We start from the raw sequence: 12,664 nt of genomic DNA, 5'->3' as shown, positions 1-12,664 counted from the left end.
AGCACCAATCATGGGGTTGGACCCCTCGAAAGGTTAGAGTTTTGGCTGACATATCCGCCGCCGCTGATGCGATGGAACAAGCGCTGGCGCTACTGGAGCAAGGCGAGGTCGTCGCCATCCCGACCGAGACGGTCTACGGCCTGGCGGGCGACGCCACCAATGGCGTCGCCGTTGCCCGCATTTTCGAGGCGAAGGGCAGGCCGCGGTTCAATCCGTTGATCGCCCATGTCTGTGACATGGAAATGGCCGTGCGCATCGGCGTGTTCGATCCGCTATCGCGAAAACTGGCCGAAAAATTCTGGCCAGGCCCACTGACGCTGGTGCTGCCGTTGCGCGCCGGTGCCGCAATCCATCCGCTGGTGACCGCCGGCCTCGATACCATCGCGTTGCGCCTGCCCAGAGGCTTCGGCGTCGGCCTCATTGCCCGTTTTGGGCGGCCGTTGGCAGCACCCAGCGCCAACGCGTCCGGGAAAATCAGCCCGACAAGTGCTGCCGCTGTCTCCGCTTCGCTTGGCGACAGGATCAAGCTGGTGGTCGATGCCGGCGCAACGCCGGTCGGGCTGGAATCCACCATCGTCAAGGTTGAGGGCGGGAAGGTGCGGTTGCTGCGGCCGGGCGGCGTTTCCGCGGCCGAAATCGAGGCGGTTGTCGGCCAGGATGTGCTGCGCGGCGGTTCCGGTGGCATCCAGGCGCCGGGCATGATGGCCTCGCACTACGCGCCGGGCGCTGCGGTGCGGCTGAATGCCGAGAGCATTGGCGAAGGCGAGGCGCTGCTGGCGTTCGGGCCGGAGCGCGTGCCGGGTTCGGAAAGGGCCATTTCGGTCAAAAATCTCTCCCAAGCCGGCGATTTGCGGGAAGCGGCAAGCAATCTGTTCGCCTATCTCCAGGAACTGGACCGCAGCGGCGCGCGCATGATCGCCGTGGAGCCTGTGCCGATGGATGGGCTGGGCGAGGCGATCAACGACCGGCTGGCCCGCGCCGCCGCCCCGCGCGATCCCGTTTCGGCCGCAACATAGGCAGCTAACATGGCTTCGGACATTCAGAATCTCGATCCCGCCTTGATCGCCCGTTTCGCGTGCATCGTCGGCGACAGCCACGCCCTGCGCGATCAAAATGACATCGCCGGCTATCTGATCGAGCCGCGTGGGCTTTGGCATGGCAGGACTTCGCTGGTGCTGCGGCCGGGCAGCGTCGAGGAGGTCAGCCGCATCATGAAACTGGCGACCGAGACGAAAACGCCGATCGTCCCGCAAAGCGGCAATACCGGGCTGGTCGGCGGGCAGGTGCCCGACGGCTCCGGCCGCGAGGTGTTGTTGTCGCTGTCGCGGCTGAACCGCATTCGCGAGCTTGACGTTCTGTCCGGCACCGCAACCGTGGAAGCCGGCGTCATCCTGCAGAATTTGCACGATGCGGCCGATTCCGTCGACCGGCTGTTCCCGCTGTCGCTGGCCTCGCAAGGTTCCTGCCAGATCGGCGGCAACCTTTCCTCCAATGCGGGCGGAACCGGCGTGCTCGCCTATGGCAATGCGCGCGAACTCTGCCTTGGCGTCGAGGTGGTGTTGCCGACCGGCGAAGTGTTCGACGATTTGCGCAAGCTGAAGAAGGACAATACCGGCTACGATCTGAAGAACCTGTTCGTCGGCGCGGAAGGCACGTTGGGCGTCATCACGGCGGCGGTGGTGAGGCTTTTTCCCAAGCCAAGGGGCCGCGAGGTTGGCTTCGTCGGCCTTACCTCCACGCAGGCAGCGCTTGCGCTGTTTTCCCGGGCGATGGATCGCGGCGGCTCAAGCCTGACGGCCTTCGAGTTGATCGAACGGCGGCCTTATGATTTTACGCTCCGGCACGCATCGGGCGTCGTTCGCCCGCTGCTGCAAGACTGGCCGTGGTACGTGCTGATGGAGATTTCGTCGGGCCGGTCCGCGGAGGATGCCAGGGCGCTGTTGGAGGATATTCTTTCTTCCGGTCTTGAAGACGGGATCGTCGGCGATGCGGTGATTTCTTCGAGCATCGCGCAGGCCAACGCCTTCTGGAATTTCCGCGAGATGCTGCCCGAGGCGCAAAAGCCCGAGGGCGCGTCGATAAAGCACGATATTTCCGTGCCGATAGAAAAGATCCCGGCCTTCGTCGAGCAGGCGGCGCGTGCCGTTGAAACGATCTGCCCCGGCGCGCGGCCGGTCTGCTTCGGCCATATGGGCGACGGCAATCTGCACTACAACGTTTCAAGGCCGGTCGGCGGCGACGACGAAGCCTTCTTCGCTTTCTATCACCCGATGAACCATGCGGTGCATGATGTGGTGCGCTCGCTCAACGGTTCCATCTCCGCCGAGCACGGCATCGGCCAGTCGAAGCGCGACGAACTGATCGCGACGGCGCCGCCGATGGCGATCGATCTGATGCGGCGGGTAAAGGCTGCGTTCGACCCCGCCGGCATCATGAATCCCGGTAAGGTTATCTGATCCTTTCCAGCGCCGTTGCTGGTGGTATTCCGATAACCATTTGCAAGATCAGGAAAATTTAACCGACTTTCTTAAGCGCGGCGGTAAGGAGGCCGCGCTAGTCTCTGCTCATAAACGAGGCCGGGAAAACTGGCCCGGAGAGACCGGAAAACCGGCTCTCAGGAGAGACAGGGAAGACAGTAGATGAGTACCGGACTGAAGCCAGTCTGGGCGGGGCGCAACATGCGCCTCGACCCTTTTCGTTTGCCGCAAATGGTCAGCTACGCGACCAATGACGACTATGGCGACGTTACCTTCACCATCGACCATCGCGGTGCCGTGGTGCGCCGGATGCTCGAACTCAGTGGCTTGCCGGCAACCATCGCGCTTCCCGCCATCGCCTTTCGGGGCGTTGCCGCAAGGGCCATGGAAGATCCAGAAGGCAATGTCACCGTGACCCTGGAACTGCTCCACAACGACCCGATGCTGTCGGTGCCGCTGCTGGTTGCCGACGACCTCTACGACGTCGCCGCGGACTGGCGCGCCTGGGCCGACGCCTACCGCCTGCCGATGCTGCTGATCGAGGCGGACGGCGTTGCCCGGACCTTGGAAGAATCGCTGGGGGCGGCCATCAAGACGCTGCCGCCGCAAGAGCGCCGCAAGGGCAGGGCTTCGCACACACGCCGCCCGCGCTTTCTGGCTCGCCGCAGGGCCGGCGATCTCGGTTTGAGGCTGGTCATCAGCGGCGAGGAAATCATCGCGCGCGAGTAATTTCAAACCATCGGTTTGAGCGCAACCCAGACCGCGCCGCCGATCAGGCCGAGAAAAATCAGCCAGCCGACCTGGCTGTTCGACTTGAACAGTTTCAGGCACTGGTCGGGGTCGTCGATGTCGAGCACGGTGATCTGCCTTGTCATATGGGCGGCGGCGGCGAGCAGCCCGGCAAGGGCGACGACCGGCGCCTGGGCTGCCGCGAAAGCGACGGCAAAGCACATCAGCGCGCCGCCATAAAGCCCGGCCAGCCACGATTTGGTGTTGTCGCCGAACAGGCGCGCGGTGGAGCGGACGCCGACGATGGCGTCGTCCTCCTTGTCCTGATGCGCATAGATGGTGTCGTAGCCGATCACCCACAGGATCGAGCCGATATAGAGCATCACGGCCGGCCCATCGATGTCGCCGAACTCGTTTGCCCAGCCCATCAGCGCGCCCCAGGAAAAGGCAAGGCCGAGAACGAGTTGCGGCCAGTTGGTGAATCGTTTCGCGAAGGGATAGAGCGCGACGATCGCGAGCGACGAAATGCCGAGCGGTATGGCGAACTCGCTGAGCTGAAAAAGCACCACCAGCCCGACCAGGGCTTGCACGATCAGGAAGATCCACGCCTGCCGGCGGCTGACCTGGCCCGATGGCAGCGGGCGCGAACGGGTGCGCTCGACCTGCGCATCGATGTCGACGTCAACGATGTCGTTGTAGGTGCAGCCCGCGCCGCGCATGGCAATCGCGCCGAGCAGGAACAGGATGAGCGTGAAGGGTTGCGGCAGCAGCGAGGCCAGCGAATCGCCGGGCCGCGCATAGGCGCTTGCAGCGAGCGCCGCCGACCACCAGCACGGCCATAACAGCAACTGCCAGCCGATGGGCCGGTCCCACCGGGCAAGCTGCGCGTACGGCCATAGCGCGCGCGGCAGCGCCCGATAGACCCAATGGCCGCTTGGCGCATCGGCAACGCGGCCCTGCTTGGCTTTCGACTGGATGGTTTCCATTTCTGTGAAGTGGCAGCATGGGCTTGTGGCGTCAAGCGGGCGATTTGTCCTTTATAATTTGGCCGTGCTGCTTGACCGCCCGCCGCCGTGCCCATACCGGATGGACCTTGCGGGTCAGCAATCGTGAGGCAATCCATGAACGTTCTTCTGCTCGGTTCCGGCGGCCGCGAACATGCGCTGGCCTGGAAGCTGGCCGCGTCGCCCATGCTGACGAAGCTTTATGCCGCCCCCGGCAATCCCGGCGTCGCGCAGGAAGCCGAACTGGTGGCGCTGGATATGGCCGACCATGCAGCGATCGTTGAATTCTGCCGGGCCAAAAAGATCGATCTCGTGGTGGTCGGGCCGGAAGCGCCGCTGGTGGCGGGGCTGGCCGACGATCTGCGCGCTGCAAATATTCGCGTGTTCGGCCCATCGAAGGCGGCGGCCCAACTGGAAGGCTCGAAGGGTTTCACCAAGGACCTTTGCGCGAAATACGACATCCCGACCGCCGCCTATGGCCGCTTCGGCGATCTGGCCTCGGCCAAAACCTATGTCGAAAAAATGGGCGCACCGATCGTCATCAAGGCGGACGGGCTGGCGGCGGGCAAGGGGGTCACCGTCGCGCTGATGCTGGCCGAGGCGCTGGCCGCACTCGACGCCTGCTTTGACGGTTCGTTCGGCGATGCCGGGGCGGAAGTGGTGGTCGAAGAATTCCTGACCGGCGAGGAAGCGAGCTTCTTTTGCCTGTGCGACGGCGTCACCGCGCTGCCTTTCGGCACGGCGCAGGACCATAAGCGCGTCGGCGAGGGCGACACCGGCCCCAACACCGGCGGCATGGGCGCTTATTCGCCGGCACCCGTGATGACGCCCGAGATGATCGAGCGCACGATGAACGAGATCGTTCTGCCCACCATGCGCGGCATGGCAGAGGCCGGCGCGCCGTTTTCCGGCGTGCTGTTCGCCGGCCTGATGATCACGGATCAGGGGCCGAAGCTGATCGAATACAATACCCGTTTCGGAGACCCGGAATGCCAGGTCTTGATGATGCGGCTGAAGGACGATCTGCTGGTGCTGCTCAACGCGGCCGCCGACGGTCAGCTTGCGCATATGTCGGTGCGCTGGCGCGATGAGGTGGCGCTGACAGTGGTGATGGCGGCGAACGGCTATCCCGGCACGCCCGAAAAAGGCTCGGTCATCCGGGGCGCTGCTTCAGGCGACGGCGTCGAGATCTTTCATGCCGGCACCGCGCTGAACGGCGGCGCGCTGGTCGCCAATGGCGGGCGCGTACTGAACGTCACCGCCATGGGCGCGACGGTGAGCGAGGCGCAGGCGAAAGCCTATCAAGGCGTCGACCGGATCGACTGGCCGCAAGGCTTTTGCCGCCTCGATATCGGCTGGCAGGCGATCGAACGCGAGAAGGCCGCGAAGCAGGCCTAGCGGGGACCGAACCCCGCCTTGATCGATCCAGTCAGTATCGGATCGACACCTTGTGGCGCGTCGGCGAATTGAACCAGATCGGGCGGTGGTCCGGCGAGTTTTTCTGATCCAGCTTTGGCCATGGCGTACGTACGAAAATAGGTTGCCGCCATGCGCCAGCCATCCCGCACTTCCTTCCAATTCTGCTCGAGGGCAGCAGTCAGTTCCCGCATAGTCGGCGGTGGCGCAACGGCTGCGTAGGTGATGGTGAAATTGCCCTTCAGGCCGACATCCCGCCCGACCGGCACCGGTACGCTGACCAGTGTGTCGGCGGGTGCGTCGATCAGGCCGCCGAACGGCCATTTTTCGCGCAGTTCGGCGATATCCATCGGCGCGACGTTGACGTCGATGTCGTTGGGCGTGCCGGGAACGCGATAGGGGCAGTGCACGCGCCCGCAATTGGCCTGCGCCGAAAACTGCCACAGCGCATAGCTTTCCCAGTTGCCCATCGGGAAATGCACGCCGATTTCCGGCTTGTAGCGCGCATACCAGAGCGGCAGGCGCGACAGAAGCGGGTAGCGCGCGCGGTTTTCGGCGATGTGCCGCGCGGTCGTGCCGTTGGTATAGAGGATCGGGAACCGCCCGACGCGGCGATGCACCTGCCGCACGAACTCCTCGGCGCCTTCCAGCGACATCCACTTTTCGGGATCGTTTTCCTCGATGTCGAGCGCCAGAAGATCGTCGGGGCCGGGCTCCGCGAAATCGATGAAATTATTGGCCTGCTGCACCGGATTGCCGGGGCGGGCCAGATGATACGCGCCCCATTTGAGGCCCAGCATCCCCGCCATGATTTTACGCGTGTGAAAAAGCTCGCGCGTCACCGCATGCCGTTTCCACAGCGCCTTGCACAGCCGGAACGCGGTCTCGTCGCCGGAGCAGAAATAGGGTGGCGCAAGGCCGTCCGAGGCCTTGCTGATGAAGCCGGCGACGCGCTTGTCGGTGGCAAGTGCCGTCCAGTCGATGGAATTATACTCATAGGCGTCGAGCACCAGCGCACGGTCGGGGTTCTTCCAAGGCTCGGAAAAATCCGAGGCGACAGCGCCGGCCATGGCCGCAGAAAGCGCCATCGCGGCAATCGCCGCGCGCAAAAAGTGCCGCGCACTCAGCTTCAAACCCCGATCCTCGCTGGCTCGTCATGGAACCCGCGCCGATCCTGGACTGTCATGGTTAACGATTTGATTCTGTAATTAGATACGCTGGAGTGCAGGCCCCTTTCAGCACTTGGGCGGGAGAGGTAGAAAAAAGAATCCGCGTGACAATAGTTGACGTTTACGTAAAAGGTGGGTGTCGAAATGCCAGGTGGCCGCGCCGCTTTTGCGGGGTATGCTGGCCATGCTTTCAAGACAGGAGGAGGCGGCATGTATCGCGCACCCGTTGAGGAAATAGGCTTCGCGCTGAAGCAGATCGCGGATTTGAAGCAGGTTCTCGATACCGGTGCTTTCGGCGATCTGAGCGAGGATCTGGTCGATGCCGTGCTCGGCGAAGCGGGCCGCTTCGCCAGCGAGGAAATCGCGCCGCTGGCCAGGATCGGCGACGAGCAGGGCGCGGTGCTGAAGGACGGTGCGGTGACCATGCCGGCCGGCTGGAAGGAGCTTTACCGCCGCTGGACCGACGGCGGCTGGAACGCGCTGTCCGGTCCCGAAGCCTATGGTGGGCAAGCCTTGCCGACGATGCTGGCGATGGCCGCCCATGAAATGTGGAATTCCGCCGCAATGGCCTTCGGGCTTGGCCCGATGCTGACCATGGGCGCGGTCGAGGCGCTCGACAAGCACGCGTCGGAGGCGCTGAAGGAAAAATACCTCGCCAAGCTGGTTTCCGGCGAGTGGATGGGCACCATGAACCTGACCGAGCCGCAGGCAGGGTCGGACCTTGCCGCCTTGCGCAGCCGCGCCGAGCCGGCGGGTGACGGCACCTACCGCATCTTCGGCCAAAAAATATTCATCACCTATGGCGAGCACGATTTTTCGGACAACATCGTGCATCTGGTGCTGGCGCGGCTTCCCGATGCGCCTGCCGGCACGCGCGGCATCTCGCTGTTTCTGGTGCCGAAATTCCTGGTGAACGACGACGGATCGCTGGGCAAGCGCAACGATGTGTTCTGTTCGGGGCTGGAGCGCAAGCTCGGCATCCACGCTTCGCCGACCTGCACCATGATCTATGGCGACGGCTTCGGCGGTGCGGAGCCGGGCGCCATCGGCTGGCTGATCGGCGAGGAAAACAAGGGCCTCGCCTGCATGTTCACGATGATGAACAATGCCCGCCTTGCCGTCGGCACGCAGGGCATGGCCATGGCCGAAGCCGCCACCCAGAAGGCGCTGGCCTATGCGAACGAGCGCCGGCAAGGCAAGGCCGCGGATTTTTCGGGCGAAGGCATGGCCCCGATCGTTCATCATGCCGATGTGCAGCGCAATCTCCTGACCATGAAGGCGCTGACGCAGATGGCCCGCGCGATCTGCTATTCCTGCGCCCACGCCATCGACATGGGGCGCGCCTCCACCGACAACGAGGCGGCGCATTGGCGCGACCGCGCCAATCTCCTGACGCCGCTGGCCAAGGCATTCTCCACCGATGTCGGCGTCGAGGTGGCGTCTATCGGCGTGCAGGTGCATGGCGGCATGGGTTTTGTCGAGGAAACGGGTGCGGCCATCCTCTACCGCGACGCGCGCATCGCCCCGATCTATGAAGGCACCAATGGCATCCAGGCCATCGACCTGGTGACGCGAAAACTGCCGCTGGGCGGCGGCGCGCATGTCCATGCCTATATCGACGAGCTGGAGGCCATCGCCGCCGCCACGAGCACCAGCGAAATCGCCGGGCTTGGCCATACGGCGGATTTTCTTGGCCAGGCGCTGGAGGATCTGTCCGAGACGACGCTCTTCCTTCAGGATTTGCTGGCTTCCGGCGACATGGAAAAAGCGCTGGCCGTCGCTACGCCCTATCTGAGGCTTTTTTCGCTGGTCGCCGGCAGCGCCTATCTGGCGCGGGCCGCGTTGGCCGACCGGTCTGAAGCGCGGGCGGCGCTTTGCCGCTTCGCCGCGGAAAATCTTATGGGCGAAGTCGGCGCCCTGAAACAGCGGGTCATCGGCGGTGGCCCCAGCCTCGCGGCTGCGGCAAAAGCGCTGATTTCGGTATGACCAACAAGGATGAATCGAGCATGACGGACCATATTCTCGTTGAGCGGCAGGGCGCGGTGCAGATCATCCGCATCAACCGGCCAGACAAGAAGAACGCCCTGACACGGGCCATGTATGCGACGATGACGGCGGCCCTTGCCGAAGCAGATGCCGATCCGGAAATCCGCGTCAGCGTTTTTCTCGGCGTGCCAGGCGCGTTTTCGGCCGGCAACGACCTTGCCGATTTCCTCGTCATGGCGACAGGCGGCGAGGGCGGTCATGAGGTCTGGGACTTTTTGCTGGCGCTGGCCGGCTCGCAAAAACCGATGATTTCCGGCGTCGACGGCATCGCGGTCGGTATCGGCACGACGCTGAACCTGCATTGTGACCTGACCTTCGCCACGCCGCGCACCGTGTTCCGCACGCCCTTCGTCGATCTCGGGCTGGTGCCGGAAGCAGGCTCCAGCCTGCTGGTGCCGCAAATCCTCGGGCGTCAGGGCGCGTTCGCACTGCTCGGCCTTGGCGAAGGCCTTTCCGCCGAGCGCGCCAGGCAAGCAGGGCTGATCTACGAGGTGGTCGAGGAAGGCTCGCTGGAGGCTTCCGTGCTGGCGGCGGCCGGCCAGATCGCGGCCAAGCCGCCGGAAGCGTTGAAAATCGCCCGCGACCTCATGCGCGGCCCGCGCGAGGAACTGGTGGCGCGGATCGGGCTGGAAGCCGCGCATTTTCGCGAACGGTTGAAATCCGACGAGGCACGCGCAGCTCTGATGGCGTTCATGGCTAGGAAAAAGGGGCAGGCAAGCCCCCCGGAGCCCTGAGAAGAGGGGGCCTTACGCCGCTGCCTTACGGATAAAGCCGCGTCTTCTTCCAGACTCCAGCACCTTCCCGGTCGAACACGACGCGGTCGTGCAGGCGGAAGGGGCGGTCGTGCCAGAATTCCACGTGACTCGGCACGATGCGGAAACCGGACCAGTGCTTTGGGCGCGGAACCGTGCCGATGGCGTAGCGCGCCGTATATTCGGCCACGGCTTTTTCCAGCGCAAAGCGGCTTTCCAGCGGCCGCGACTGTTTCGAGGCCCATGCGCCGATGCGGCTGCCGCGCGGGCGTGAGGCGTAATATTCGTCCGCTTCCGCGTCGCTGACGATCTCGACCGGACCGCGCACGCGCACCTGCCGGCGCAGCGATTTCCAGTGAAAGCATAGCGCCGCCTTCATGCTGCCCAGAATTTCGCGGCCCTTGGCGCTCTCGAAATTCGTATAGAAGACGAAGCCGTGCTCATCGAACCCCTTCAGCAGCACCATGCGCACGTCCGGCATGCCCTCGGCATCGACGGTCGCCAGCGCCACGCCGTTGGGGTCGTTCAACTCCGACTTGGTGGCGTCCTCCAACCACTGCGCGAACAGCCGAAAAGGCTCCGTGCTCCCGGTAAAGTCATCATCTGTTAAGGGTGCGTCGTTCATAGTTTTCTCAAATCTTATTCGTTGGCGGGAGTTTGCCGATTGTCGCGCGTCGCGCAAGCATTTGACAGCCTGCCTGCGAGCGTTTTCGTTTCGGCCAGCTTGAAAGCCGGTATGCTGATCGGCGTTCTTGTCGTTGCGGGTTGCGGGGCCGGCGGTTTCAGCCTGGAGCAGGCGGAAGTCGACCGCACGCTCTACACCAGCAGTGTGCCGGCGGCTTCGCCAACTGACGATTCCAGCCTGGTGGCCGATCAGGCGACGATCCGCAATGCCGTCTCCTCTGCCGATGTGGAGACGCTGGCCGGGCAGGATATTCCCTGGGCGAATTCCGAAACCGGTTCGCGCGGTGCGATCTCGCAGCTGACCGAGGACAAGTCCGGCGGCAGGCTCTGCCGCAGCTTCGCCGCATCACGCGAAAGTTTCGACGGGGTATCCCTGTTCAAGGGCGAGGCGTGCATGATCGCCGCTGGAGTGTGGCGGCTGGAAGCCTTCGCGGCCCGATAAGAAACTGCCCGTAAGCGGCCGTACGTACTGGAATTTCTTCCTAGGTGCACGCATATAGAAGGCGACTGTAACTTCAGGTTTGACGGGTAGGGATACATGCGCGACCCCTATGAGGTGCTGGGCGTTGCCAAAAACGCTTCGGCCAAGGAAATAAAATCGGCTTACCGCAAACTCGCCAAGAAGCATCATCCGGACCAGAATCCGGATGATCCCAAGGCGAAGGACCGCTTTGCCGCCGCCAATCAGGCTTATGAGGTTGTCGGCGACGAAAAGAACCGCGCCGCCTTCGACCGCGGCGAAATCGACGCCGATGGCAAACAGAAGTTCCAGGGCTTTGAGGGCGCGCAAGGCGGCGATCCCTTCGCCGGCTTTCGCCGCCAGCAGCAGGGACCGGGTGCCGCCCATTTCGAGTTTCGCTCCGGCAGGCCGGGGGGCGACCCGTTCGACGGCAACAGCGATATTTTCAGCCAGATATTCGGCGGCTTTGGCCAGCAGAAGCAGGCCGGGGCCGGAAATGCCCAATCGGCGCCGGCAGGCGACGACGTTTCCGCTACGCTCGACATAACCGTCGAGGAAGCGGCGACCTCGCCGAAAGTAACGGCCGTGTTTCCCGGTGGCCGCAAGATTGCCGTCAAGCTTCCGGCCTATGTCGAGGACGGCCAGACCATCCGTCTCAAGGGGCAGGGCGAGCCTTCGCCCTATGGCGGCAAGGCGGGCGATGCGCTGGTCAAGATTCATTTCCGCAAGCACCCGCGCTACCGCGTCGAAGGCCGCAACCTGCATGCGGGCCTGCCGGTTTCGCTGAAGGATGCCGTTCTGGGAGCCAAGGTGGCGGTGGAGACGCCGTCCGGCCGGCTGGCGCTGACCATTCCCGCCTGGTCCAGTTCCGACAAGGTGCTGCGGCTCAAGGGCAGGGGCCTGCCCGTCAAGACCGGCGGCCATGCCGATCTCTACGCCCATGTCCAGATCATGCTGCCGGAAGGCGGCAATAGCGAACTCGAGGCGTTGCTGCGCAAGCAAAACGATTGAATAAGGCCCGCCCGGCGCTTGAAGGCGCTGTGTGCCTGTGCGATACGCTCCCGCATTGGAATGTGTGATGGAGAGCGCTCACATGGCGGGTGGACAGGGCCTTATGGCCGGCAAGCGCGGCCTTATCCTGGGCGTGGCGAATAATCGGTCGATCGCCTATGGCATTGCCAAGGCGTGCGTCGATCACGGCGCCGAAGTTGCGCTGACCTATCAGGGCGAAGCGTTCAAGAAGCGCGTCGAGCCGCTCGCCGCCGAACTCAAGGCGCATGTCGCCGGTCATTGCGACGTGACCGACCCGGAAAGCCTCGATGCGGTGTTCGCCGATGTGGCCGCGCATTTCGGCAAGATCGATTTCCTCGTCCATGCCATCGCCTTTTCCGACAAGGAAGAGCTTGACGGCCGCTATGTCGAGACGACGCGCGCCAATTTCAGCCGCACCATGGAAATTTCGGTGTTTTCGTTCACCGACGTCGCCAAGCGCGCCGAGCCGCTGATGAACGATGGCGGTTCGCTGCTGACGCTGACCTATTATGGCGCTGAAAAAGTCATGCCGCACTATAATGTCATGGGTGTCGCTAAGGCCGCCCTCGAGGCGAGCGTGCGCTATCTCGCGGTCGATCTCGGCGGCAGGGGCATTCGCGTCAACGCCATTTCGGCCGGGCCGATCAAGACGCTGGCCGCCTCGGGCATTGGCGATTTCCGCTATATCCTGAAGTGGAACGAATACAATTCGCCGCTGAAGCGCACGGTTACACCCGAGGAGGTCGGCGATTCCGGCCTCTATCTGCTTTCCGACCTGTCGCGCGGCGTCACCGGCGAAGTCCACCACGTCGATTCCGGCTATCACGTCGTCGGCATGAAGGCGGTGGATGCGCCGGACATCTCGACCGTCAAGGACTGATCCCCTCCCTGCTCT

The 12,664-nt window shown here is 63.8% G+C and carries 12 protein-coding genes; 9 read left to right on the top strand and 3 right to left on the bottom strand.

Features of this window, described 5'->3' with window-relative positions; all coding sequences use genetic code 11:
- Window positions 1-41: 41 nt before the first annotated feature.
- The 3 genes from ACX3P1_RS15980 to ACX3P1_RS15970 all read left to right on the top strand — a co-directional run bounded on the left by ACX3P1_RS15980 (window position 42) and on the right by ACX3P1_RS15970 (window position 3,206).
- Window positions 42-1,016: an L-threonylcarbamoyladenylate synthase gene (locus ACX3P1_RS15980; protein ID WP_459080575.1), complete on the top strand. Its 975-nt coding sequence runs from the start codon at window positions 42-44 to the stop codon at window positions 1,014-1,016.
- Window positions 1,017-1,025: 9 nt separating this feature from the next.
- The gene (locus ACX3P1_RS15975) at window positions 1,026-2,456 is read left to right on the top strand and encodes an FAD-binding oxidoreductase (protein ID WP_459080574.1); all 1,431 of its coding nucleotides are present in this window, start codon (window positions 1,026-1,028) and stop codon (window positions 2,454-2,456) included.
- A gap of 183 nt (window positions 2,457-2,639) precedes the next feature.
- The gene (locus ACX3P1_RS15970) at window positions 2,640-3,206 is read left to right on the top strand and encodes a DUF6101 family protein (protein WP_459080573.1); all 567 of its coding nucleotides are present in this window, start codon (window positions 2,640-2,642) and stop codon (window positions 3,204-3,206) included.
- A gap of 2 nt (window positions 3,207-3,208) precedes the next feature.
- Here ACX3P1_RS15970 and ubiA read toward each other — a convergent pair whose 3' ends face one another.
- The gene (ubiA, locus tag ACX3P1_RS15965; protein ID WP_459080572.1) at window positions 3,209-4,192 is read right to left on the bottom strand and encodes a 4-hydroxybenzoate octaprenyltransferase; all 984 of its coding nucleotides are present in this window, start codon (window positions 4,190-4,192) and stop codon (window positions 3,209-3,211) included.
- Window positions 4,193-4,327: 135 nt separating this feature from the next.
- Between ubiA and purD the strand changes: the two genes are divergently transcribed.
- Entirely contained in the window at window positions 4,328-5,608 is a 1,281-nt protein-coding gene (gene purD, locus ACX3P1_RS15960) for a phosphoribosylamine--glycine ligase (protein ID WP_459080571.1), read from the top strand.
- Here the strand turns inward: purD and ACX3P1_RS15955 are convergent.
- Window positions 5,605-6,714: a glycoside hydrolase family 25 protein gene (locus ACX3P1_RS15955; RefSeq protein WP_459080647.1), complete on the bottom strand. Its 1,110-nt coding sequence runs from the start codon at window positions 6,712-6,714 to the stop codon at window positions 5,605-5,607. The genes purD and ACX3P1_RS15955 overlap by 4 nt on opposite strands.
- A 291-nt stretch (window positions 6,715-7,005) precedes the next feature.
- Here ACX3P1_RS15955 and ACX3P1_RS15950 point away from each other — a divergent pair, with 291 nt between their 5' ends.
- Together ACX3P1_RS15950 and ACX3P1_RS15945 are read left to right on the top strand one after the other, a co-directional pair.
- The gene (locus ACX3P1_RS15950; RefSeq protein WP_459080570.1) at window positions 7,006-8,781 is read left to right on the top strand and encodes an acyl-CoA dehydrogenase; all 1,776 of its coding nucleotides are present in this window, start codon (window positions 7,006-7,008) and stop codon (window positions 8,779-8,781) included.
- Between the two features lie 20 nt (window positions 8,782-8,801).
- The gene (locus tag ACX3P1_RS15945) at window positions 8,802-9,575 is read left to right on the top strand and encodes a crotonase/enoyl-CoA hydratase family protein (RefSeq protein WP_459080569.1); all 774 of its coding nucleotides are present in this window, start codon (window positions 8,802-8,804) and stop codon (window positions 9,573-9,575) included.
- Window positions 9,576-9,600: 25 nt separating this feature from the next.
- On the opposite strand, the gene pdxH is transcribed toward ACX3P1_RS15945, so the two are convergent.
- A complete protein-coding gene (pdxH, locus tag ACX3P1_RS15940; RefSeq protein WP_459080568.1) occupies window positions 9,601-10,218 on the bottom strand; it encodes a pyridoxamine 5'-phosphate oxidase in 618 nt (205 codons plus the stop codon).
- Between the two features lie 39 nt (window positions 10,219-10,257).
- Here pdxH and ACX3P1_RS15935 point away from each other — a divergent pair, with 39 nt between their 5' ends.
- From ACX3P1_RS15935 to fabI, 3 genes are all read left to right on the top strand, one after another.
- A complete protein-coding gene (locus ACX3P1_RS15935; RefSeq protein ID WP_459080567.1) occupies window positions 10,258-10,719 on the top strand; it encodes an RT0821/Lpp0805 family surface protein in 462 nt (153 codons plus the stop codon).
- 96 nt (window positions 10,720-10,815) lie between these two features.
- Window positions 10,816-11,748 (top strand): DnaJ C-terminal domain-containing protein, encoded by a 933-nt coding sequence (locus ACX3P1_RS15930; RefSeq protein WP_459080566.1) that lies wholly within the window; start codon window positions 10,816-10,818, stop codon window positions 11,746-11,748.
- 82 nt (window positions 11,749-11,830) lie between these two features.
- The gene (fabI, locus tag ACX3P1_RS15925) at window positions 11,831-12,649 is read left to right on the top strand and encodes an enoyl-ACP reductase FabI (protein ID WP_459080565.1); all 819 of its coding nucleotides are present in this window, start codon (window positions 11,831-11,833) and stop codon (window positions 12,647-12,649) included.
- Window positions 12,650-12,664: the final 15 nt, after the last annotated feature.

The organism is Mesorhizobium sp. A623 (assembly GCF_054489405.1).
This window is presented reverse-complemented; position numbering and strand designations above follow the sequence as displayed.